Source organism: Pseudomonas sp. GW456-12-1-14-TSB6, assembly GCF_059424205.1.
In genome coordinates, this window is sequence record NZ_JBWKZE010000006.1 from 25,140 (window position 1) to 45,999 (window position 20,860).

At 61.3% G+C, this 20,860-nt stretch carries 20 protein-coding genes; 16 read left to right on the top strand and 4 right to left on the bottom strand.

Annotated features, from left to right (window positions below; translation table 11 throughout):
* Positions 1–68 precede the first annotated feature (68 nt).
* Complete coding sequence (locus AC07Y2_RS07190) at positions 69–2,111, top strand: M3 family metallopeptidase (protein ID WP_103385838.1); 2,043 nt, start codon at positions 69–71, stop codon at positions 2,109–2,111.
* Here AC07Y2_RS07190 and AC07Y2_RS07195 read toward each other — a convergent pair.
* A complete protein-coding gene (locus AC07Y2_RS07195) occupies positions 2,098–2,742 on the bottom strand; it encodes a phosphatase domain-containing protein (protein WP_103385837.1) in 645 nt (214 codons plus the stop codon). The genes AC07Y2_RS07190 and AC07Y2_RS07195 overlap by 14 nt on opposite strands.
* Before the next feature lie 297 nt (positions 2,743–3,039).
* Here AC07Y2_RS07195 and AC07Y2_RS07200 point away from each other — a divergent pair, with 297 nt between their 5' ends.
* From AC07Y2_RS07200 to AC07Y2_RS07210, 3 genes are read left to right on the top strand one after another with little or no spacing between them, the layout of a single operon-like run.
* A complete protein-coding gene (locus AC07Y2_RS07200) occupies positions 3,040–3,786 on the top strand; it encodes a gluconate 2-dehydrogenase subunit 3 family protein (protein WP_103385836.1) in 747 nt (248 codons plus the stop codon).
* 2 nt (positions 3,787–3,788) lie between these two features.
* Entirely contained in the window at positions 3,789–5,573 is a 1,785-nt protein-coding gene (locus AC07Y2_RS07205; RefSeq protein WP_103385835.1) for a GMC family oxidoreductase, read from the top strand.
* A gap of 12 nt (positions 5,574–5,585) precedes the next feature.
* Positions 5,586–6,887, top strand: a complete 1,302-nt coding sequence (locus AC07Y2_RS07210) for a c-type cytochrome (protein WP_039764825.1) — start codon at positions 5,586–5,588, stop codon at positions 6,885–6,887.
* Between the two features lie 53 nt (positions 6,888–6,940).
* Here AC07Y2_RS07210 and AC07Y2_RS07215 read toward each other — a convergent pair whose 3' ends face one another.
* Positions 6,941–7,243: a hypothetical protein gene (locus AC07Y2_RS07215; protein ID WP_007953977.1), complete on the bottom strand. Its 303-nt coding sequence runs from the start codon at positions 7,241–7,243 to the stop codon at positions 6,941–6,943.
* Between the two features lie 233 nt (positions 7,244–7,476).
* On the opposite strand from AC07Y2_RS07215, the gene AC07Y2_RS07220 reads away from it, so the two are divergent.
* The 3 genes from AC07Y2_RS07220 to AC07Y2_RS07230 all read left to right on the top strand — a co-directional run bounded on the left by AC07Y2_RS07220 (position 7,477) and on the right by AC07Y2_RS07230 (position 11,121).
* A complete protein-coding gene (locus AC07Y2_RS07220) occupies positions 7,477–8,535 on the top strand; it encodes a PA0069 family radical SAM protein (protein ID WP_103385834.1) in 1,059 nt (352 codons plus the stop codon).
* A gap of 237 nt (positions 8,536–8,772) precedes the next feature.
* A complete protein-coding gene (locus AC07Y2_RS07225; protein WP_064592510.1) occupies positions 8,773–9,504 on the top strand; it encodes a carbonic anhydrase in 732 nt (243 codons plus the stop codon).
* Positions 9,505–9,594: 90 nt separating this feature from the next.
* A complete protein-coding gene (locus tag AC07Y2_RS07230) occupies positions 9,595–11,121 on the top strand; it encodes a SulP family inorganic anion transporter (protein WP_103385833.1) in 1,527 nt (508 codons plus the stop codon).
* A gap of 51 nt (positions 11,122–11,172) precedes the next feature.
* On the opposite strand, the gene AC07Y2_RS07235 is transcribed toward AC07Y2_RS07230, so the two are convergent.
* Complete coding sequence (locus tag AC07Y2_RS07235; RefSeq protein ID WP_039764833.1) at positions 11,173–11,805, bottom strand: hypothetical protein; 633 nt, start codon at positions 11,803–11,805, stop codon at positions 11,173–11,175.
* Between the two features lie 369 nt (positions 11,806–12,174).
* On the opposite strand from AC07Y2_RS07235, the gene coxB reads away from it, so the two are divergent.
* From coxB to AC07Y2_RS07255, 4 genes are all read left to right on the top strand, one after another.
* Complete coding sequence (gene coxB, locus AC07Y2_RS07240; RefSeq protein ID WP_039764835.1) at positions 12,175–13,302, top strand: cytochrome c oxidase subunit II; 1,128 nt, start codon at positions 12,175–12,177, stop codon at positions 13,300–13,302.
* An 82-nt stretch (positions 13,303–13,384) separates the two neighbouring features.
* Positions 13,385–14,977 (top strand): cytochrome c oxidase subunit I, encoded by a 1,593-nt coding sequence (gene ctaD / locus AC07Y2_RS07245; RefSeq protein WP_039764837.1) that lies wholly within the window; start codon positions 13,385–13,387, stop codon positions 14,975–14,977.
* Between the two features lie 27 nt (positions 14,978–15,004).
* Positions 15,005–15,556 (top strand): cytochrome c oxidase assembly protein, encoded by a 552-nt coding sequence (locus AC07Y2_RS07250; protein ID WP_085606414.1) that lies wholly within the window; start codon positions 15,005–15,007, stop codon positions 15,554–15,556.
* A 25-nt stretch (positions 15,557–15,581) separates the two neighbouring features.
* A complete protein-coding gene (locus tag AC07Y2_RS07255; protein ID WP_011331798.1) occupies positions 15,582–16,469 on the top strand; it encodes a cytochrome c oxidase subunit 3 in 888 nt (295 codons plus the stop codon).
* Between the two features lie 76 nt (positions 16,470–16,545).
* On the opposite strand, the gene AC07Y2_RS07260 is transcribed toward AC07Y2_RS07255, so the two are convergent.
* On the bottom strand, positions 16,546–16,749 hold the full coding sequence (locus AC07Y2_RS07260; RefSeq protein ID WP_011331797.1) for a twin transmembrane helix small protein: 204 nt from the start codon (positions 16,747–16,749) through the stop codon (positions 16,546–16,548).
* Between the two features lie 72 nt (positions 16,750–16,821).
* Between AC07Y2_RS07260 and AC07Y2_RS07265 the strand changes: the two genes are divergently transcribed.
* Genes AC07Y2_RS07265 through AC07Y2_RS07285 form a run of 5 tightly spaced genes read left to right on the top strand, consistent with a single transcriptional unit; the run spans position 16,822 to position 20,730 of the window.
* Positions 16,822–17,562: an SURF1 family protein gene (locus AC07Y2_RS07265; protein ID WP_085667441.1), complete on the top strand. Its 741-nt coding sequence runs from the start codon at positions 16,822–16,824 to the stop codon at positions 17,560–17,562.
* Positions 17,528–18,121, top strand: a complete 594-nt coding sequence (locus tag AC07Y2_RS07270) for a PA_0111/PP_0108 family redox-active disulfide protein (protein ID WP_085654030.1) — start codon at positions 17,528–17,530, stop codon at positions 18,119–18,121. The genes AC07Y2_RS07265 and AC07Y2_RS07270 overlap by 35 nt, the downstream gene beginning before the upstream one ends.
* Positions 18,122–18,131: 10 nt before the next feature.
* The gene (locus tag AC07Y2_RS07275; protein WP_103385832.1) at positions 18,132–19,211 is read left to right on the top strand and encodes a COX15/CtaA family protein; all 1,080 of its coding nucleotides are present in this window, start codon (positions 18,132–18,134) and stop codon (positions 19,209–19,211) included.
* Positions 19,199–20,098, top strand: a complete 900-nt coding sequence (gene cyoE, locus AC07Y2_RS07280) for a heme o synthase (protein WP_007953992.1) — start codon at positions 19,199–19,201, stop codon at positions 20,096–20,098. Before AC07Y2_RS07275 ends, cyoE begins: the two co-directional genes overlap by 13 nt.
* Complete coding sequence (locus AC07Y2_RS07285) at positions 20,095–20,730, top strand: SCO family protein (RefSeq protein ID WP_039764844.1); 636 nt, start codon at positions 20,095–20,097, stop codon at positions 20,728–20,730. Before cyoE ends, AC07Y2_RS07285 begins: the two co-directional genes overlap by 4 nt.
* Positions 20,731–20,860 lie beyond the last annotated feature (130 nt).

Below are 20,860 nucleotides of genomic sequence, written 5' to 3' on the forward strand. Positions count from 1 at the left end.
CTTAACACCTGCCCCCCGCACTTGCTTCGTAGGCTGGCCCTTTGCGCCACGCCTCGAAGGAAGCTGCCATGCCCGACACCAATCCCCTCCTGCAACATTGGACGCTGCCACCCTGGCCAGCGATTCGCGCCGAGCATCTCGTGCCGGCAGTCAACCGCATCATTGCCGACAATCGACACATCATCGCCCAAGTGATCGCCAGTCAGTCCGAACATCCCGGCTGGGACGATCTGGTGCTGAGCATCGACGAAGCCGATGCCCGCCTCAGTGAATTCCGCTCGATTCTCGAAACGTTGTCGATGGTCAGATCCGACGATGCGGTCTGGCTCGTTGAAAGCGCCAAGGCGCATCTGGCGATCAATCAGTATCGCTCTGAAAAATCCCGCAATCGCCCGTTGTACGAGACTTATCAGCGTTTGGCGCAGAGCTCGATCGCCGGCAGTTTCGATGAGACGCGCAACATCGTACTGTCGCGGATTCTGCGCCGATTCAAGCAGTCGGGCATTGAGCTTCCCACTGAACAGCAGCAGGAGCTGGCGCGGTTGAACCGCGAGATCGGTGGGTTGGAATTCGTATTTCTGGACAACCTCGAGCGCTGGGCCGAGGCGTGGAGCAAACGTGTTGACGATGTGGCACTGCTTACGGGCCTGCCGCCGGCGATGAAGGATCGCCTGGCGCGCGCCGCACGCCAGGCCGGGCATGACGGCTGGCTGATCCGCCTGGACCAGAACACCTGCCAGCACATCCTCAAGTACGCCGAAAACCGCGCCTTGCGGGAGGAATGCTATGTGGCCTACCTGACCCGTGCCTCTGATCGGGGCCCACTGGCCGGACGCTTCGATAACGGCCCGGTGCTGGCCAAACTGCTCGCCTTGCGCCAGCAGAAAGCCCGTTTGCTTGGCCACGAAAACGCCGCGCAACTGAGTCTGGCCAAACACAGCGCCGGGACGACGGCGTGGGTCAGTGGTTTTCTCCAGCGTCAGGCGGCGCAGCTGGCACCTGCCCTCGCGCAGGATGCAGAACAACTGGCGGCCTTTGCGCAGCAATGCGGGATCGACCGGGTCCAGCCGTGGGATGAAGACTTCCTCGCAGAACAATGGCGCCAGCAGCAGTTTCCCGGCGCACTGGAAAACCTGCGTGATTACTTCCCACTCGAGGGCACCCTGCGCAGGCTCTTTCTGTTCTGTGAACGGATGTTCGGGATCCGCATCGTCGAGCAGTCCGGCGGCGGGCACTGGCATGACGATGTGCGCCTGCTGGAAATCAGCGAGCATGAACAGGTCATCGGCTACATCTACCTCGACCCGTTTCACCGCGACAAGGCGGTGGACTTTCCCGGCACCACCACACTGCGCAATCGCCGGATCAACGCCGAAGGTCGCCCGGCGCTGCCGATTGCGCTGCTCTACAGCAATTTCACACCGGCCACCGACACCCATCCGTGCCGGCTCGAAATCGACGATCTGCGGGTGCTGTTTCATGAATTTGGCCATTGCCTCCAGCACGTGCTGACTCGCTCGCCCCATCACAGCCTGTCCGGCATCCTGCAACTGGGGCATGAAGCGGCGGAGTTTTCCGGGCAATTGTTCGAGCAGTGGTGTCAGTCGCGGGAGTTTTTGCTGTGGCTGGGTGCGCATTTTCAGACCGGCGAACGCTTGAGCGACGCACGGGTCGAAGCGGTACTGTCAGCTGCTCAGGCCCATTCCAGCCGGCAACAGGCCTTGTTGCTGATGGGGGCGATGATCGATTTCGAGCTGCACCTGACCCACGGCGACGGGCGCTCGGTCGAAGAGGTTTGCAACGATGTGCAGCGCACTCTGACTCATCTGCAATTACCGGACGATCACCGGTTCGCCAATGGTTTCGATTACATGGTGACCCAGTACGACGCTTCGGTTTACGCCTATGTCTGGTCGAACATGCTGGCCCAGGAAGCATTCAAGCGCTTCAGCCGGGACTGGGTGTTCAACGCGCAGACCGGTCGTGAGTTTCGTGCAACGTTCTTTGCGCCGGGTGCGGGGCGTCCGTTGCTGGACGCGGTGGAAGCGTTCGTCGGCCGGCCGGTTGCCGGCCTCGTTGACGGGGAGGCCGGGCTCATTACTTCAAATTGACCGTCTGAAACCAGCTCTTCATCGAACACGTGGCAAACGCGCTGGTGCTGCAATCGCCATTGGCCAGCGCGGTGCGTAATTTGTCGACATCGGCCTGCATCACGTAACGCACACTGTCCCGGAAGTGCCCACTCTCACCAAAGCCGCCTTGAGTCATTTCGTTCAGCGCGTCTTCCTTGCTCCAGCCCTGCACGACGATCCGGTACATCGCCGCCATCAGGCCGGTGCGATCGGAGCCGTGCTTGCAGTGCATCAGCACCGGGCCGTCGGCTTCGGCGGACTGAATGGCACGCAGGGTCTTGAGCACATCGCTGTCGTCCACGTGATTGGTGCGATAGGGCAATTGCACCTGATGGATACCGGGGGCTTTCAGCCAGTTGGAATCCGCTTCCGGCAAAAAGTTGATGACCGTGGCCACTTTCAGGTTGTTCAGCAACGGTACCGCGCCGTCGTCGGGGAGCGCGCTGCGATACAGCGTGGGCGACATCTGGAACAGGTTGTATTGCACCTCTACCGGTTGCGCCCACTCGACGGGACGGGAAGCCGGGTTTTGCGCGGCCTGAGCTGGACTCCAGCTGAACAGGGCCAGCAGCGATAAACAGAATGCGAAGGAAAAACGCGTCAGGAACATGCTTTACGGCGACCGTGTGGGTTTCGTCAGTGAAGACCGCAGCTTGCTAGCCACGTAGTCAAATCCCCGTGAGGCGCTTGTAAAAGAATCGTGAATAGGCCGGTTCCCTTGGTCGAAAAGCGGTCTTTTTTCGGCTGAATCGGTTCATCCGGTTGCTTAGCCTGCTACCATTTGTCACATCATGTTGCAGACGCGTCCCCCTTCTACCGTTCATTCCGGCCACGTCGCAGCCAGAAAATTCTTGAGCCGTTCGCAGAAACGGCTGACAACCATCAATGCCTGATGAGGTGCATCCCCATGTCTGATGAAGATCGAGACAACCCGCGGCGTGAGTTTTTGCGCAAATCCCTGACCCTTATTCCGGTCGTCACCCTCGCCGGTAGCGGTCTCGGCAGCACGGTGCTGCAAGCCGCGCCTGAAAGCGCGCCTGCCACGTCCCAGGCGAAAACGGCCGCCGTTGAAGCGAGCACCTATCAGCCGAGCTACTTCACCGCAGAAGAGTGGGCATTCATCAATGCCGCCGTCGCGCAGTTGATCCCCAACGATGCGCAGGGTCCAGGTGCACTCGAAGCTGGCGTGCCGGAATACATCGACCGTCAGATGAACACCCCCTACGCCGCCGGTGCCCTTTGGTACATGCAGGGCCCGTTCAATGCCGACGCCGCGCCGGAGATGGGCTGGCAGAGCAAACTGGTCCCGAAAGAGATCTATCGCCTCGGCATCGCCGCCACGGATCAGTGGGCAAAATCCATCAACGGTAAAACATTTGCCGAGCAAGACAGCGCTACCCGAGACGATCTGCTCAAGCAGCTTGAAGCTGGAAAACCGCAATTCGACGCGGTTCCGGCGAAGATTTTCTTCAGTCTGCTGCTGCAAAACACCAAGGAAGGGTTCTTCTGCGACCCGATCCACGGCGGCAATAAAGGCATGGTCGGCTGGACCATGATCGGCTTCCCCGGCGCCCGCGCCGATTTCATGGATTGGGTGGAACGCAACGAGCAGTACCCCTTCCCGGCAGTTTCGATTCGCGGCGAGAGGGCGTGAGCATGGCAACGGTAATGAAGAAGGTCGACGCAGTGATCGTCGGTTTCGGCTGGACGGGCGCGATCATGGCCAAGGAACTGACCGAAGCGGGACTCAACGTGCTGGCGCTGGAGCGCGGGCCGATGCAGGACACTTACCCGGACGGCAACTATCCTCAGGTGATCGACGAACTCACCTACAGCGTGCGGAAAAAACTCTTCCAGGACGTTTCCAAGGAAACCGTCACCATCCGCCACAGCATCAACGACATCGCCCTGCCGAATCGCCAGTTGGGCGCGTTCCTGCCCGGCAATGGCGTGGGCGGCGCCGGGCTGCACTGGTCGGGCGTGCACTTTCGGGTCGACCCGATCGAGTTGCGCATGCGCAGCCACTACGAAGAGCGCTACGGCAAAAGCTTCATCCCCAAGGACATGACCATCCAGGACTTCGGCGTCAGCTATGAAGAGCTGGAGCCGTTCTTCGATTTCGCCGAAAAAGTCTTCGGCACCTCCGGCCAGGCCTGGACCGTGAAAGGCCAACTGGTCGGCCAGGGCAAGGGCGGCAACCCGTACGCACCGGATCGCTCGAACCCGTTCCCGCTGGAAGCGCAGAAGAACACGGTTTCCGCACAGCTGTTCGGTAAAGCGGCTACGGAGGTGGGTTACAAACCCTACAACCTGCCTTCGGCAAATACGTCGGGGCCGTACACCAACCCTTACGGCGCGCAGATGGGCCCGTGCAACTTCTGCGGTTTCTGCAGCGGTTACGTCTGCTACATGTATTCCAAGGCCTCGCCGAACGTGAACATTCTGCCGGCGCTGAAGCCGCTGCCGAATTTCGAACTGCGGCCTAACGCCCACGTTCTGCGGGTCAACCTCGACAGTACGAAAACCAAAGCCACCGGCGTCACCTACGTCGACGGCCAGGGCCGCGAGATCGAGCAACCGGCGGATCTGGTAATCCTCGGCGCGTTCCAGTTGCACAACGTGCGCCTGATGCTGCTCTCCGGCATCGGCAAACCCTACGACCCGGTCAGCGGTGAAGGCGTGGTCGGGCGCAACTTCGCCTACCAGAACATGGCCACCATCAAGGCGTTCTTCGACAAGGACACCCACACCAACAACTTTATCGGTGCCGGCGGCAACGGTGTGGCGGTGGATGATTTCAATGCCGACAACTTCGATCACGGGCCGCATGGCTTCGTCGGTGGCTCGCCGATGTGGGTCAACCAGGCCGGCAGCCGACCGATCGCCGGCACCTCCAACCCGCCGGGCACCCCGGCCTGGGGCAGTGCGTGGAAACGCGCGACCGCCGATTACTACACCCACCAGGTGTCGATGGACGCCCACGGCGCACATCAGTCCTACCGTGGCAACTACCTCGATCTGGATCCGGTGTACCGCGATGCCTACGGCATGCCGCTGCTGCGGATGACGTTCGACTGGCAGGAAAACGACATCAAGATGAACCGCTTCATGGTCGAGAAAATGGGCAAGATCGCCGAGGCCATGGGCCCGAAAGCCATCGCCGTGATCGGCAAGAAAGTCGGCGACCACTTCAACACTGCGTCGTACCAGACCACCCACCTCAACGGTGGCGCGATCATGGGCACCGATCCGAAGACCAGCGCGCTGAACCGTTACCTGCAGAGCTGGGACGTGCACAACGTATTCGTTCCGGGTGCCTCGGCGTTTCCGCAAGGGCTGGGCTACAACCCCACCGGCCTGGTTGCCGCGCTGACCTACTGGTCGGCGAAAGCGATCCGCGAGCAATACCTGAAAAACCCCGGCCCGCTGGTTCAGGCTTAAGGAGCGATGACCATGAAGACTCTCGTTATCGCGACCCTCGCGCTGCTCGGCTGCACTGCCGTTCATGGCGCCGAAGTTGATCAATCCTTGATCAAACAAGGCGAATACCTCGCCCGTGCCGGCGACTGCGTGGCCTGCCACACGGCAAAGGATGGCAAGCCGTTCGCCGGTGGCCTGCCGATGGAAACTCCGATTGGCACGATCTACTCGACCAACATCACCCCGGATAAAACCGGCGTCGGTGACTACAGTTTCGAGGATTTCGACCAGGCCGTGCGGCATGGCGTGGCCAAAAACGGCAGTACCTTGTACCCGGCGATGCCGTACCCGTCCTACGCCCGTGTCAGCGAACCCGACATGCAGGCGCTTTACGCCTACTTCATGCACGGCGTGGAACCGGTGGCGCAAGAGAACAAGGCCAGCGATATCCCGTGGCCATTGAGCATGCGCTGGCCGCTGATGGGCTGGCGCTGGCTGTTCGCGCCGAAGGTCGAGGATTACAAAGCCGCGTCGGACGACGCCGTCGTCAGCCGTGGGGCGTATCTGGTGGAAGGCCTCGGACATTGCGGCGCGTGCCATACGCCACGGGCCCTGACCATGCAGGAAAAATCCCTGAGCGCGGCCGAAGGCAGCAGTTTTCTGTCAGGCAGTGCGCCGCTGGAAGGCTGGATCGCCAAAAGTTTGCGCGGCGACCACAAGGACGGTCTCGGCAGTTGGAGCGAAGAGCAACTGGTGCAGTTTCTCAAGACCGGTCGCAGCGACCGCAGCGCGGTGTTCGGCGGCATGAGCGACGTGGTCACCCACAGCATGCAGTACATGACCGACGCCGACCTGACCGCGATTGCCCGTTACCTGAAATCGCTGCCGGCCAATGATCCTGCCGACCAGCCGCACCAGTACGACGAAAAAGCCGCCAAGGCCTTGTGGAATGGTGACGACAGTCAGCGTGGCGCGTCGGTGTACATCGACAACTGCGCCGCCTGCCACCGCACCGACGGCCATGGCTACACCCGGGTGTTCCCAGCGTTGGCAGGTAATCCGGTGTTGCAATCGGACGACCCGACTTCGCTGATCCACATCGTGCTCAAGGGCGGCACGCTGCCTGCGACGCACACGGCGCCGTCGACGTTCACCATGCCTGGCTTCGCCTGGCGTCTGTCGGATCAGGAAGTGGCGGATGTCGTGAGTTTTATTCGTGGAAGTTGGGGTAACAAGGCATCCCCTGTCACCGCGAAAGAGATTGCCAAGTTACGCACCGACGATATGACTACAACATCAGCCGGTGATCTTGGCCAAGTAACAAGCCACAAATAAGCGCAATAACCCCTGCATGATTAATCATGCGGGGGTTATTTATTTAATGGCTGTTACGGATTGGTAATACTGGCATAGGCTTTGGCCAGGGCAACCAGTTTGGCTCGATCCTGCTCACCGATTTCACCGTCACGATCCACATCGTGCTCCAGACGGCCGATGCTGAAGGTATGGCCGCCATCCCGGGAGGTCGCGGTGACAAAAATCGGATCAACCAGCATTTCGGTCTGTACGCCGGCCTCGGCATCCCAGCCCAGTTCCTTACGCGCCAGTTGCATGGAAACCAGTGTATTGGGTTCCGATGGGCCGGGCTGCATCAGTTGCAGAAAAATACCGCGCGAATTAAAAAACGACATCATCAAATCCTTTTGTCTTTTATATAGTCAAGTGGTGTGAAGCGGAGTGGATACTACGAACTTGAACAGTGAACGAACAGCCAACTTATGTTTCTTCAATTTGCACAACTGCAACTTTATCTCTAAACAAACTTACAACTAACTGCGCGATTTATTGATGGACGGCTGAACGGTAGTGGACCATCCATCACCTTGCGGATACTGTATGCATGTACAGACCAAGGACACCCGTGATGACCAGCCCCTTGCCCCCGCGCGGTCGCGGCACCGCGACCAACCCGCACAACCGCTTCGCGCCGAGTCGTTCGGTGGCCGAAGATGATGGCTGGTATCAGGAAGTGCCACTGACTCAGGGCACCGAAGTCAGCTTCGAAACCGCGAAGACCATCATCACCCGCAACACCTCGCCGGACCTGCCCTTCGACCGTTCGATCAATCCCTATCGCGGCTGCGAGCATGGCTGCATTTATTGCTATGCACGGCCCAGCCACGCCTATTGGGACATGTCGCCGGGGCTGGATTTCGAAACCAAACTGATCGCCAAAACCAACGCCGCCCAGGTGCTGGAAGAACAGCTGGGGAAAAAAGGCTATCAATGTGCGCCGATCAACCTCGGCTCCAACACCGATCCCTATCAGCCGATCGAACGCGAACACCGGATCACCCGCCAGACCCTCGAAGTGCTGCTGCGCTACCGGCATCCGGTGACCATCGTTACCAAGGGCTCGCTGATCCTGCGCGACCTCGACCTGCTCACCGAACTGGCACAACAGCGGCTGGTGGCGGTGATGATCAGCCTGACCACCCTGGACGACGAACTCAAACGCATTCTCGAACCCCGCGCCGCTGCGCCCAAGGCCCGGTTGCGGGCGATTCGGGTGATGCGCGAGGCGGGGATTCCGGTGGGCGTGCTGTGTTCGCCGATGATTCCGATGATCAACGACAGCGAAATCGAAAGCCTGCTGACCGAGGCCCACGCGGCCGGCGCCCAGAGCGCGGCCTATATGATGCTGCGCCTGCCGCTGGAGGTGGCGCCGCTGTTCGAGGAATGGCTCGAGGCGCACTACCCGCAGCGTGCGGCGCATGTGCTGAGCCTGATCCGCCAGAGCCGTGGCGGCGAGCTGTACGACAGTCGTTTCGGGGCCCGGATGCGTGGCGAGGGTCCGTTCGCCGATCTGCTCGCCCAGCGCTTCGCCAAAGCGATCAAGCGCTTGGGACTCAATCACCGCGAAGGCTACAACCTCGACTGCACGGCCTTCTGTCCGCCGGGTCGCCAGATGGCGCTGATTTAGCGACAATTGGCCCTTGGTTGAGAGGAAGGAATGCTTGGCCGGTTTACGCCGGTCACGTTTTTTGTGACCTGGAACACACGTTCTAGAGCGCTTGATTCAGTTTGAGTTAAGTTTCGGCAGTTACCTTGTTCATCGAGTGACTGACGGGTCGGGATGACCCGGATGTTCTAAACAGCCACTGGCTTCACACCGGAATACACGGGAACGACTCCCCGAATCCGCCAATGAGGATGAATCATGAGTGACAAGGATAAACAGCCGTTGGCTGCGTCGGCGCAAGCCGCCCCTGTGGCGGAATCCGCCGATGCAGCGTTGAAGCGTATCGTTGACGGCTTTTTGCATTTTCATCATGAGGTCTTTCCGCAGCAGGAAGAACTCTTCAAGAAACTCGCCACGGCCCAGTCGCCACGGGCCATGTTCATCACCTGCGCCGACTCGCGCATCGTTCCTGAACTGATCACCCAGAGTTCGCCCGGCGATCTGTTCGTGACCCGTAACGTCGGCAACGTCGTACCACCCTACGGCCAGATGAACGGCGGCGTTTCCACCGCCATCGAATATGCGGTTCTGGCACTTGGCGTGCAGCACATCATCATTTGCGGCCACTCCGACTGCGGCGCCATGCGTGCGGTACTCAATCCGGACAGCCTGGAAAAGATGCCGACGGTCAAAGCCTGGCTGCGCCACGCCGAAGTCGCGAAAACCATGGTGCATGACAACTGCAACTGCGCCGACGAAAAAGAAAGCATGCCGATCCTCACCGAGGAAAACGTCATCGCCCAACTGCAGCACTTGCGTACCCATCCTTCGGTAGCCTCACGCATGGCGAACGGTCATCTGTTCATCCATGGCTGGGTCTACAACATCGAAACCAGCGAAATCAAAGCTTACGACGCGGATCAGGGATGCTTCCTGCCGCTCGACGGCAGCCATCCGATTCCGGTGGCGACGCCCAAAGCGCGCTTCTAAATCCTCCTAAAAATCCGTGTGGTTTGACGCCGGCCGCTGTTTCAGCGGCCAGGCCTTGCCACGCCTGAAGAAAACTTCGGGAGTATCGCCATGCGTGCGGCTCAATTGAAAGCTGTGTTGCCACGGGAGCTGCTAGCTTCGGTGGTTGTGTTTCTGGTCGCGTTGCCGCTGTGCATGGGCATTGCCATTGCGTCAGGGCTGCCGCCGGCCAAAGGCCTGATCACCGGGATCATCGGCGGTCTGGTGGTGGGCTGGCTGGCGGGGTCGCCGTTGCAGGTCAGCGGGCCGGCGGCGGGTCTGGCGGTGCTGGTGTTCGAGCTGGTGCGCCAGCACGGCATCGAAATGCTCGGGCCGATCCTGCTGCTCGCCGGTTTCCTGCAACTGGTAGCGGGACGCCTGAAGCTCGGTTGCTGGTTCCGGGTCACGGCGCCAGCGGTGGTGTACGGCATGCTTGCCGGTATCGGTGTGCTGATCGTGCTGTCACAGGTGCATGTGATGCTTGACGCTTCACCGAAACCCTCCGGTCTCGACAACCTCACGGCTTTCCCCGGCGCGGTGGCGCAGGCCTTGCCGTCCTTTGGCTGGCAGGCCGGGCTGCTCGGGCTGTCGACCATCGCGGTGATGTGGCTGTGGGAAAAATTCCGCCCGCATTCGCTGCGTTTCATTCCGGGCGCGCTGCTCGGAGTCGGACTGGCGACAGGCGCCAGCCTGCTGCTGGCGCTGCAAGTGAAGCGGGTTGAAGTGCCGGCGAATCTGGCCGAAGCCATCGACTGGCTGACACCGGCGGATCTGCTCAGCCTGGCCGACCCGACGCTGCTGATCGCCGCGTTCGCCGTCGCCTTCATCGCCAGCGCCGAAACCCTGCTGTCCGCCGCCGCGGTGGATCGCATGCACAGCGGCCCGCGTTCGGATTTCGACCGTGAGCTGTCGGCGCAAGGCGTCGGCAACATGCTCTGTGGTCTGGTCGGCGCGCTGCCGATGACCGGGGTGATCGTACGCAGTTCGGCCAACGTCCAGGCCGGCGCCACCACACGCTACTCGACGATTTTCCATGGCCTGTGGCTGCTGGCGTTCGTGCTGTTGCTGTCGAGCGTGTTGCAGAGCATTCCGGTGGCGAGTCTGGCGGGCGTTCTGGTCTACACCGGTTTCAAACTGGTGGATCTCAAGGCGTTTCGTGGTCTGGGGCGTTATGGCCGGATGCCGATGTTCACCTACGCCGCCACGGCGCTGGCGATCATCTTCACCGACCTGTTGACGGGCGTATTGATCGGTTTCGGCCTGACGTTGTTGAAACTGGCGTTCAAGGCTTCACGCCTGAAAATCAGCCTCATCGATCTGCCGCAGGAAGGGGAAATGGAGTTGCGTCTGGTGGGCGCCGCGACGTTCCTCAAGGTGCCGGCGCTGACTCAGGTACTGGGCAGCATTCCGCCGGGCACAACGGTGCACGTGCCGCTCAATAACCTGAGCTACATCGACCATTCGTGTCTGGAACTGCTCGAAGAGTGGGGCCGGGCGAATGCGGCCAAGGGGGCGAAACTGTTGATCGAGTCTCGCGGGTTGAAGCGACGGCTCGAGGGGCGGATCCGCACCACCACCGGGATCGGAGCGGCGGGCTGAAAACACTTGGGGGAACAGAGCAATCTGTTCCCCCAATCGTTTGCGCCGAGATCAAGCCGCAGGCTGATCCAGCTCCAGGCCCACGCCCAGACGCCGGCTCATGCACGGCCAGCGTTTCCATGCCGCACCGGTGTCCGGGCTGCTGAGTTTCTCGCGGTAGGCTTCCACCGACTCCAGCGCAAAGCTGTCGTCGTCGAGCATGCTGTCCACCGCGTGGTGCACCACTTCGTCGAGTTGGTTGGCAAATTCCTCACCGATCAACTGGTGAGCAATCAGATTGGCGACCGTCATGTCCAAGGGGATCAGTGGCTGGCCGAAATGCTTGATGTACAGGTCGTTGACCTCTTCGACAAAACGGTGCGCCAGATAGGCTTCGTCCAGCAGACTGTCCAGGCCCACGGGTGGCTGGAGGAAGTACTGCTCGGCGATTTTCAGCACCGGTTTGATCTGCGACTCGATTCCCGCTTCCCTGGCGACTTCATTGGCTGCATCCAGCAGGTCTGGCACTTCGTCGATGTAGGCGGCGACAAATCGCGTCAGCACGCCGTTGGCGTCGGTTTCCGGCAACTGGATCGCCGGGTGCAGGTGTTGCATTTGAGCTTCGAGCTGACGGGTCAGCTTTCCGGTTTCAATCTCGTGTTGTCGGGCTATGTGTATTTGCTCGCGCAATGCGGCGGTGTTCATGAAAACTCCAGGAAACAAGGCAATGAAATAGGGAAGACATAACTTAGCTGGCTTACGAAAAATGCTAAGACGCATTTGTCATAATTATTTCATCCTTGATGCACCGGCGTTATATCGGTTTGCCACCACTCGTCTGCATCCTTCTCCATTCGTGCCCTGGAACGCAAGCGTCAGCTGTTTCATTCGATTTACGTCCGCACATTGCATTTCTCGGTGGCTGTCTATACTCGCCATTGAATGGAGTTAGCTGATGACGCCCGACTGCCCACGCAGCAAGGCCCGGCGATTCAAGTTCGTAGTCTGATGCAGCCGCTCCCTTGCCTCTGGTGAAAGCCGGCGGGATAACAAGAACGATAAGGGGAACCCGCAATGATGCGACATCCACACGTCTGGATGGGCCTCCTGTTGTGGTCGATTTTCAGCCCGGTGCACGCTGCCTGGACTGTGAATATGGCGCCTGGAGCGACTGAAATCAGTCACGCAGTATTCGACCTGCACATGACCATTTTCTGGATCTGTGTGGTGATCGGGATCATCGTCTTCGGCGCCATGTTCTGGTCGATGATGGTGCACCGCCGTTCTACCGGGCAGGTCGCCGCAAAATTCCACGAAAGCACCACCGTCGAAATTCTCTGGACCGTCGTCCCGCTGCTGATCCTGGTGGCGATGGCCGTTCCGGCGACCGCGACCCTGATCAAGATGTACGACACCAGTGAGCCGGATATCGATATCCAGATCACCGGTTATCAGTGGAAGTGGCACTACAAATACCTGGGCCAGGACGTCGAGTTCTTCAGCAACCTGGCCACGCCCGCCGAGCAGATCCACAACAAGGAGGCCAAGGGCGAGCACTACCTGCTCGAAGTCGACAAGCCGCTGGTGCTGCCGACCGGCGCCAAGGTGCGCTTCCTCGTGACCTCCGCCGACGTGATCCACTCCTGGTGGGTGCCGGCCTTCGCGGTCAAGCGCGATGCGATCCCCGGGTTCGTCAACGAAGCCTGGACCCGCATCGACAAGCCCGGCCTCTACCGTGGCCAGTGCGCCGAACTGTGCGGCAAGGACCACGGCTTCATGCCGATCGTGGTCGACGTCAAGGAGAAGGCCGACTACGAAAAATGGCTCGCCGAGCGCAAGGCCGAAGCGTTGCAGCTCAAGGAGCTGACCAGCAAGGAATGGACCCTCGACGAACTCAAGGAACGTGGCGACAAGATTTACCACACCACCTGCGTCGCCTGTCACCAGGCCGAAGGCCAGGGCCTGCCGCCGATGTTCCCGGCACTCAAGGGCTCGAAAATCGCCACCGGCCCGAAAGACGCGCACCTGAGCATTGTCTTCCACGGCAAGCCCGGCACCGCCATGGCGGCGTTCGGCAAGCAGCTGTCGGAAGTCGATATCGCAGCGGTCGTGACCTACGAACGTAACGCCTGGGGCAACAACAAGGGCGACATGGTCACGCCAAAAGAAGTGCTGGAGCTGAAACAGGCGGAAAGCAAATGAGCCGGTCTATTGCGTACTTCGTGAACCGGTCGGGGCCCTGCGTCCCGGCCTGCCCAGTCCACTCACTTGAAGGAGACCGGCCATGAGCGCTGTCATCGATGACCACGGTCATGCCGAGCACGACCACGCCCACGGCCCCGCCAAAGGCCTGATGCGCTGGGTGCTGACCACCAACCACAAGGACATCGGCACGCTGTACCTGTGGTTTGCGTTCTGCATGTTCCTGCTCGGCGGCTCGTTCGCCATGGTGATCCGCGCCGAGCTGTTCCAGCCCGGCCTGCAGATCGTCCAGCCGGAATTCTTCAACCAGATGACCACCATGCATGGTCTGGTGATGGTATTCGGGGCGGTGATGCCAGCGTTCGTCGGCCTCGCCAACTGGATGATCCCGTTGATGGTCGGCGCGCCGGACATGGCCCTGCCGCGGATGAACAACTTCAGCTTCTGGCTGCTGCCGGCGGCGTTCCTGCTGCTGGTCTCGACTCTTTTCACCCCCGGTGGCGGGCCGAACTTCGGCTGGACGTTCTACGCGCCGCTGTCCACCACCTATGCCCCGGAAAGCGTGACGTTCTTCATCTTCGCCATTCACTTGATGGGGATCAGCTCGATCATGGGCGCGATCAACGTGATCGCCACCATCCTCAACCTGCGCGCCCCCGGCATGACCCTGATGAAAATGCCGCTGTTCGTCTGGACCTGGCTGATCACCGCGTTCCTGCTGATCGCGGTGATGCCGGTGCTGGCCGGGTGCGTGACGATGATGCTGATGGACATCCACTTCGGCACCAGTTTCTTCAGTGCCGCCGGTGGCGGTGACCCGGTGCTGTTCCAGCATGTGTTCTGGTTCTTCGGCCACCCCGAGGTGTACATCATGATCCTGCCGGCCTTCGGTGCCGTCAGCCAGATCATCCCGACCTTCTCGCGCAAGCCGCTGTTCGGCTACACCTCGATGGTCTACGCCACGGCGAGCATCGCGTTCCTGTCGTTCATCGTCTGGGCGCACCACATGTTCGTGGTGGGCATCCCGCTGGTGGGCGAGTTGTTCTTCATGTACGCGACGATGCTGATCGCGGTGCCAACCGGGGTGAAGGTGTTCAACTGGGCCAGCACCATGTGGCAAGGCTCGATGACCTTCGAGACGCCGATGCTGTTTGCCGTGGCGTTCGTGATCCTGTTTTCCATCGGCGGTTTCTCCGGGCTGATGCTGGCCATCGCCCCGGCGGACTTCCAGTACCAGGACACCTACTTCGTGGTCGCGCATTTCCACTACGTGCTGGTGCCGGGGGCGATCTTCGGGATTTTCGCGTCGGCCTATTACTGGCTGCCGAAATGGACCGGCCACATGTACGACGAAACTCTGGGCAAGCTGCACTTCTGGCTGTCCTTCGTCGGCATGAACCTGACGTTCTTCCCGATGCACTTCGTGGGCCTGGCGGGCATGCCCCGACGGATTCCGGACTACAACCTGCAGTTCGCCGACTTCAACATGGTCTCGTCGATCGGCGCGTTCATGTTTGGCGCCACGCAGATCTTCTTCCTGTTCATCGTGATCAAGACCATCCGTGGCGGCGAACCGGCTCCGGCCAAACCGTGGGATGGCGCCGAAGGTCTGGAATGGAGCGTGCCGTCTCCGGCGCCGTATCACACCTTCACCACACCGCCGGAAGTGAAATGAACCCTGTAGCCGTTGAGGGCCGCCACCATGGCTGACTCGATCTCGATGAAGAAGCTGGTCACCCGACTGCTCGGCGTGGTGGTGGCGATGTTCGTCTTCGGCTTTGCCCTGGTGCCGATCTACGACGTGATGTGCAAGGCGTTCGGCATCAACGGCAAGACCGCCGGGCAGTACGAGGGCGAGCAGACCGTCGATGCTACGCGGCAGGTGCGGGTGCAGTTTCTGTCGACCAACACCGCCGACATGCCATGGGATTTCTATCCCAAGCATGACGAGCTGACGGCCAACCCCGGCGCGGTGAACGAGATGATCTTCATCGCGCGCAATCCCACCGACAAACCGATGAGCGCTCAAGCCGTACCGAGCATCGCGCCGAGCAATGCGGCCGCGTACTTCCACAAGACCGAATGCTTTTGCTTTACCCAGCAGGTGCTGCAGCCCGGTCAGCAGATCGAGATGCCGGTGCGTTTCATCGTTGACCGCGACATGCCCAAGGACGTGAAGCACCTGACGCTGTCCTACACGCTGTTCGATATCACCGCCCGACATCCTCCGGTGGCTGCAAACACTGGCGGTTAAGCGTGCCCGATAAGGAGAACAATAAATGGCAACTCATGAGCACTATTACGTCCCGGCCCAGAGCAAGTGGCCGATCGTGGCCACGGTGGGGATGTTCGTCACCGTGTACGGCCTGGCGACCTGGTTCAACGATCTGAAGGCAGCGCGTCCGGAATCCCACGGCCCGCTGATCTTTTTCGTCGGCGGTCTGTTGCTGGCGTACATGCTGTTCGGCTGGTTCGGCACGGTGATCAAGGAAAGCCGCGCGGGGTTGTACAGCCCGCAACTGGACCGCTCGTTCCGCTGGGGCATGAGCTGGTTCATCTTCTCCGAGGTGATGTTCTTCATCGCCTTCTTCGGCGCGCTGTTCTACGTGCGGCACATTTCCGGCCCGGCGCTGGGCGGCGAAGGCACCAAAGGCATCGCCCACATGCTCTGGCCGAACTTCCAGTTCACCTGGCCGCTGCTGCACACGCCGGATCCGAAACTGTTCCCGCCGCCCAAGGAAGTCATCAGCCCCTGGGGCCTGCCGCTGATCAACACCATCCTGCTGGTGAGCTCCAGCGTGACCATCACCATTGCCCACCACGCGCTGAAGAAAGGCCATCGCGGCGCGCTGAAACTGTGGCTGGCGATCACCGTGCTGCTGGGCTGCGCGTTCCTGGGTTTCCAGGCCGAAGAATACATCCACGCCTACCACGAACTGGGGCTGACCCTCGGCTCGGGCATCTACGGCGCGACGTTCTTCATGCTCACCGGTTTCCACGGCGCCCACGTGACCATCGGCACGATCATTCTGTTCGTGATGCTGATGCGGATCATGAAGGGCCATTTCGACAACGAACATCAGTTCGGCTTTGAAGCGGCGAGCTGGTATTGGCACTTCGTCGATGTGGTGTGGATCGGCTTGTTCATCTTCGTTTATGTGCTTTAACAGCAGCTGCAAGCCGCGAGCTGCGAGCTTCAAGTCAAAACGGTAAGGCTTGTAGCTTGTAGCTTGGCGCTTGCAGCTACCACGGCACGTGGGACACCAGTTGGCCGCTGTAGAAACCCCAGGCGATCAGGCCGACGGTGACAGCGGCCAACGCCACCCGAACACTCAAGGCGATCACCAGGCGATTCGAGCTGCTGTCGTCCTTGACCAGGAAAAACAGGCCGCTGAACAGGCTGACCACCGTGGCAATCAGCATCAGGACGATGGCTGCTTTGAGCATGGGAAGAACTCCGGGGGAACAAGCGATGCACTTGAGTATAGCGATCGCGTTCACTGATTTTCTGGCGCGGCCATGAAGCGCTTCCGGCCGGGTGTGGTGCCGACACTGGTGGTCGGCCTGCTGCTGCCGTTGCTGATTTCGCTGGGCTTCTGGCAACTGGGCCGGGGCGCGGAGAAAACCGCCCTGCTCGCCAGCTACGCCGAACGCCGCGCCGCCGAACCGATGGCCAGCACCGAGTTGCTGCACAGCGCCGATCCGGCCTTTCGCCGGGTGCATCTGCACGGCCAGTTCGACGCCGCCCACAGCCTGTTGCTGGACAACCGCCAGCGCAACGGCAAGGTCGGCGTCGAATTGCTGCAACCGTTTCAGGATCAACGCAGCGGCCAGTGGCTGCTGGTCAATCGCGGTTGGCTGCCGTGGCCGGACCGGCGCACGGCCCCGCAATTCAATACGCCAGCCGATGCCGTGAATGTCGATGCCTGGGTGTATGTCGCCCCCGGTGCCACCTTCCAGCTGCATGCCGATCCGGTCAGCAGCACCTGGCCGCAGACCGTCACCGCCATCGAACCCGCGAAGCTGTGGAAAACCCTCGAACGCGACGGGTTCGCCTACGAATTACGCGCCGAACCCGGCCCCGCCAGCTATCAGGCCGACTGGCCGGTAGTCGCGATGGGCCCGGAAAAACACCTCGGTTACGCCGTGCAGTGGTTCGCCATGGCCACCGCCCTGCTCGGTCTCTACCTCTATCTCGGCTGGCACAACGCAAAGGAGAAACACCATGGGAGCGGCCATGAATCCACCCAGCATGTCTGAAACGAAAGTCCCGGCCAGTCGCCGTCGCGGACGCATCCAGTTGCTGCTGATCGTGCTCGGCGTGGTCGGTCCGATGATCCTCGCCACCGGCATGTACAAGTTGCAGTTCTGGGTGCCGGAAGGTCGCAGCTATCACGGCGAACTGATCGGCAACGGCCAGACCCGCGCTGACCTCGGTATCCAGGCTGACGAAACGCGCTGGCAGATGCTCGTGACCGCGCCGAAAGACTGTGCGGTGGACTGCCAGCAACTGGTGTACCTGGCGCGGCAGATCCAGATCGGCCTGGGCCGCGAAGCCGGGCGCGCCAGCCACGCCCTGGCCGCTGCACAACCGTTGACTGCCGACTACGAAGCCAAGCTGACCCGCGAATACCCGCAGCTGCAACGCTACCCGCTGGACCCGGCGACCTTCAGCAAGGCCACAGGCGACAAGGCCACGCCGCAACTGTGGATCATCGATCCCCACGGCAACCTCGTGCTGCGCTACGACCCGAGCGTCAAGGGCAAGGATCTGCTCAACGACCTGCGCCACCTGCTGAAACTGTCGAACATCGGATAAGGGCATCGTCATGGCCAAACCTGGATTTCGCCTCGCGCTGTTTGCCACCCTGCTGGCACTGATCGTCGTGCTGCTCGGCGCCTACACCCGCCTGACCCACGCCGGCCTCGGCTGCCCGGACTGGCCGGGCTGCTACGGGTTCATCAGCGTGCCGAAAAGCGAAGCCCAGCTGGCCCATGCCGAACTGCATTACCCCGACTCGCCAGTGGAGGCGCACAAAGGCTGGAACGAGATGATCCACCGTTACTTCGCCGGCACCCTCGGCCTGCTGATCTCGGTATTGGCCGGTCGCGCGTGGGTCAATCGTCGTCATCCGGGGCAACCGCTGAAACTGCCGCTGTTTCTGCTGGCGGTGGTGTTCGCCCAAGCGGCGTTCGGCATGTGGACGGTGACGCTCAAGCTCTGGCCGCAAGTGGTAACCGGGCATCTGCTCGGCGGCTTCGCGACCCTGAGCCTGCTGTTTCTGCTGACGTTGCGACTGTCCGGCGTACTGCCGGCGCTGACCGTGCCCAAGCGTCTGCAATATTGGGCGACTGCCGGATTGTTGTTGGTGATCGGCCAGATTGCTCTCGGCGGCTGGGTCAGTTCCAACTACGCGGCGGTGGCCTGCATCGACTTCCCGACCTGCCACGGCCAATGGCTGCCGCCGGCGGATTTCGCCAACGGCTTTCACCTGACTCAACACATCGGCCCCAACTACCTCGGCGGGCAACTCGACAGCGATGCACGCACGGCGATTCACCTGACCCACCGCATCGGCGCGTTGCTGGTGACGGTCGTCCTGCTCGGTCTGGCCTGGCAACTGAAAGTGGTCGGCATGACGCGACTGGCCGGGCTGGTGCTGATCGCCCTCGCCGCGCAGATCACCCTCGGCATCAGCAACGTGCTGTTTCATCTGCCGCTGCCGGTGGCCGTGGCGCATAACGCTGGCGGCGCAGCGCTGCTGCTGACCATGGTGCTGGTCAACTATCACGCGCGAACCAGCCTGGTTCGGGTCAGGCAGCCGATGATCGCGCGCTGGCGCCTGAGCCCGCGCAAACACTCGGCGGCGCCCATCACGATTAAAGGAGAGACGCCATGGCGATTCTGATCGGCGAACGTCCGGCGCAGGCGCTGTGGCGTGATTACCTGGAGCTGACCAAACCGAAAGTCGTGGTGCTGATGCTCATCACCTCGCTGGTGGGCATGTTCCTCGCGACCCGCGCCGGGGTGCCGTGGACGGTGCTGGTGTTCGGCAACCTGGGGATCGCGCTGTGTGCCGGTGGCGCGGCGGCGGTCAATCATGTGGTGGACCGACGCATCGATGCGGTCATGGCCCGCACCCACAAACGGCCGCTGGCGGAGGGCCGGGTTTCGCCCACAGGAGCACTGACCTTTGCGCTGGTGCTGGCGTTGCTCGGCCAGGCACTGCTGCTGACCTTCACCAATCCGCTGACTGCCTGGCTGACCCTGGCCTCGCTGCTCGGCTACGCGGTGATCTACACCGGTTTTCTCAAGCGTGCGACGCCGCAGAACATCGTCATCGGCGGCCTCGCCGGCGCCGCTCCGCCGCTGCTCGGTTGGACCGCCGCGACCGGCCACGTCAGTGCCGAACCGCTGCTGCTGGTGCTGATCATCTTCGCCTGGACCCCGCCGCACTTCTGGGCGCTGGCCATCCACCGCAAAGAGGAATACGCCAAGGCCGACATTCCGATGCTGCCGGTCACCCATGGCGAGCACTACACCAAGGTGCACATTCTGCTGTACACCTTCGCCCTGCTGGCGGTCAGCCTGTTGCCGTACGTGATCCACATGAGCGGCCTGCTGTACCTGATCTGCGCGCTCGGGCTGGGCGCCAGGTTTCTGCAATGGGCCGTGGTGCTGTACCGTGGCACTCGGCCGCACGCGGCGATCAACACCTTCAAGTACTCTATCTGGTACCTGTTTCTGCTGTTCATCGCCCTGCTCGTAGACCACTACTTACTGTTGAACCTATGACTCGAACCCAGAAAACCGTCTTCATCCTCGTCGCCGTGATCGCGCTGATCCTCGGCCTGACCGTCAACAAAGTGCTGAGCGGCAAGGGCCAGGGCGACCCGACCGCACTGATCGACGCCGGCATCATCCTGCTGCCGCAGAGCCGCAACCTGCCGGACGTGACGATGACCAATCAGAACGGCCAACCGGTCACGATCAACGAGCTCAAGGGCAAGTGGAGCCTGCTGTTCTTCGGCTACACCTTCTGTCCGGACATCTGCCCGACCACCCTCGCCCAGTTGCGCCAGATCAAGAGCGAGCTGCCGAAGGATGCCGTGGACAAGTTGCAGATCGTGCTGGTCAGCGTCGACCCGAACCGCGACAACCCTGCGCAGTTGAAACAGTACCTGGGCTACTTCGATCCACAGTTCATAGGCCTGACGCCAAAGTCCATCGACGAGCTGCAGAAGGTGGCGAACGCGGTGAGCATTCCGTTCATTCCGGCGGACACCAGCAAGCCGAATTACACCGTGGATCACAGCGGCAACCTGGCGGTGATCGGGCCGGACGGGACACAGCGCGGGTTTATTCGGGCGCCGCTGAATAATGCCAAGCTGGTGGCGCAGTTGCCGGTGATGTTGAGCCGCAAGTAAAAACTGAACGCACAAAAAAGGGGACGCCACTGGCGTCCCCTTTTCGTTTTGATCGTTCCCACGCTCTGCGTGGGAATGCAGCAAGGGACGCTCTGCGTCCCAGCGGACGCGGAGCGCCCGGGGATGCATG

Excerpts from the sequence above, each read along its gene's own strand:
- ctaD (WP_039764837.1), top strand. The coding sequence starts at position 13,385 with ATGAGCGCTGTCATCGATGACCACGGTCATGCCGAGCACGACCACGCC.
- AC07Y2_RS07205 (WP_103385835.1), top strand. The coding sequence starts at position 3,789 with ATGGCAACGGTAATGAAGAAGGTCGACGCAGTGATCGTCGGTTTCGGC.
- AC07Y2_RS07270 (WP_085654030.1), top strand. The coding sequence starts at position 17,528 with ATGGGAGCGGCCATGAATCCACCCAGCATGTCTGAAACGAAAGTCCCG.
- AC07Y2_RS07250 (WP_085606414.1), top strand. The coding sequence starts at position 15,005 with ATGGCTGACTCGATCTCGATGAAGAAGCTGGTCACCCGACTGCTCGGC.
- cyoE (WP_007953992.1), top strand. The coding sequence starts at position 19,199 with ATGGCGATTCTGATCGGCGAACGTCCGGCGCAGGCGCTGTGGCGTGAT.
- AC07Y2_RS07210 (WP_039764825.1), top strand. The coding sequence starts at position 5,586 with ATGAAGACTCTCGTTATCGCGACCCTCGCGCTGCTCGGCTGCACTGCC.
- AC07Y2_RS07260 (WP_011331797.1), bottom strand. The coding sequence starts at position 16,749 with ATGCTCAAAGCAGCCATCGTCCTGATGCTGATTGCCACGGTGGTCAGC.
- AC07Y2_RS07195 (WP_103385837.1), bottom strand. The coding sequence starts at position 2,742 with ATGTTCCTGACGCGTTTTTCCTTCGCATTCTGTTTATCGCTGCTGGCC.
- AC07Y2_RS07215 (WP_007953977.1), bottom strand. The coding sequence starts at position 7,243 with ATGTCGTTTTTTAATTCGCGCGGTATTTTTCTGCAACTGATGCAGCCC.
- coxB (WP_039764835.1), top strand. The coding sequence starts at position 12,175 with ATGATGCGACATCCACACGTCTGGATGGGCCTCCTGTTGTGGTCGATT.
- AC07Y2_RS07275 (WP_103385832.1), top strand. The coding sequence starts at position 18,132 with ATGGCCAAACCTGGATTTCGCCTCGCGCTGTTTGCCACCCTGCTGGCA.
- AC07Y2_RS07200 (WP_103385836.1), top strand. The coding sequence starts at position 3,040 with ATGTCTGATGAAGATCGAGACAACCCGCGGCGTGAGTTTTTGCGCAAA.
- AC07Y2_RS07285 (WP_039764844.1), top strand. The coding sequence starts at position 20,095 with ATGACTCGAACCCAGAAAACCGTCTTCATCCTCGTCGCCGTGATCGCG.
- AC07Y2_RS07190 (WP_103385838.1), top strand. The coding sequence starts at position 69 with ATGCCCGACACCAATCCCCTCCTGCAACATTGGACGCTGCCACCCTGG.
- AC07Y2_RS07235 (WP_039764833.1), bottom strand. The coding sequence starts at position 11,805 with ATGAACACCGCCGCATTGCGCGAGCAAATACACATAGCCCGACAACAC.
- AC07Y2_RS07220 (WP_103385834.1), top strand. The coding sequence starts at position 7,477 with ATGACCAGCCCCTTGCCCCCGCGCGGTCGCGGCACCGCGACCAACCCG.
- AC07Y2_RS07230 (WP_103385833.1), top strand. The coding sequence starts at position 9,595 with ATGCGTGCGGCTCAATTGAAAGCTGTGTTGCCACGGGAGCTGCTAGCT.
- AC07Y2_RS07265 (WP_085667441.1), top strand. The coding sequence starts at position 16,822 with ATGAAGCGCTTCCGGCCGGGTGTGGTGCCGACACTGGTGGTCGGCCTG.
- AC07Y2_RS07225 (WP_064592510.1), top strand. The coding sequence starts at position 8,773 with ATGAGTGACAAGGATAAACAGCCGTTGGCTGCGTCGGCGCAAGCCGCC.
- AC07Y2_RS07255 (WP_011331798.1), top strand. The coding sequence starts at position 15,582 with ATGGCAACTCATGAGCACTATTACGTCCCGGCCCAGAGCAAGTGGCCG.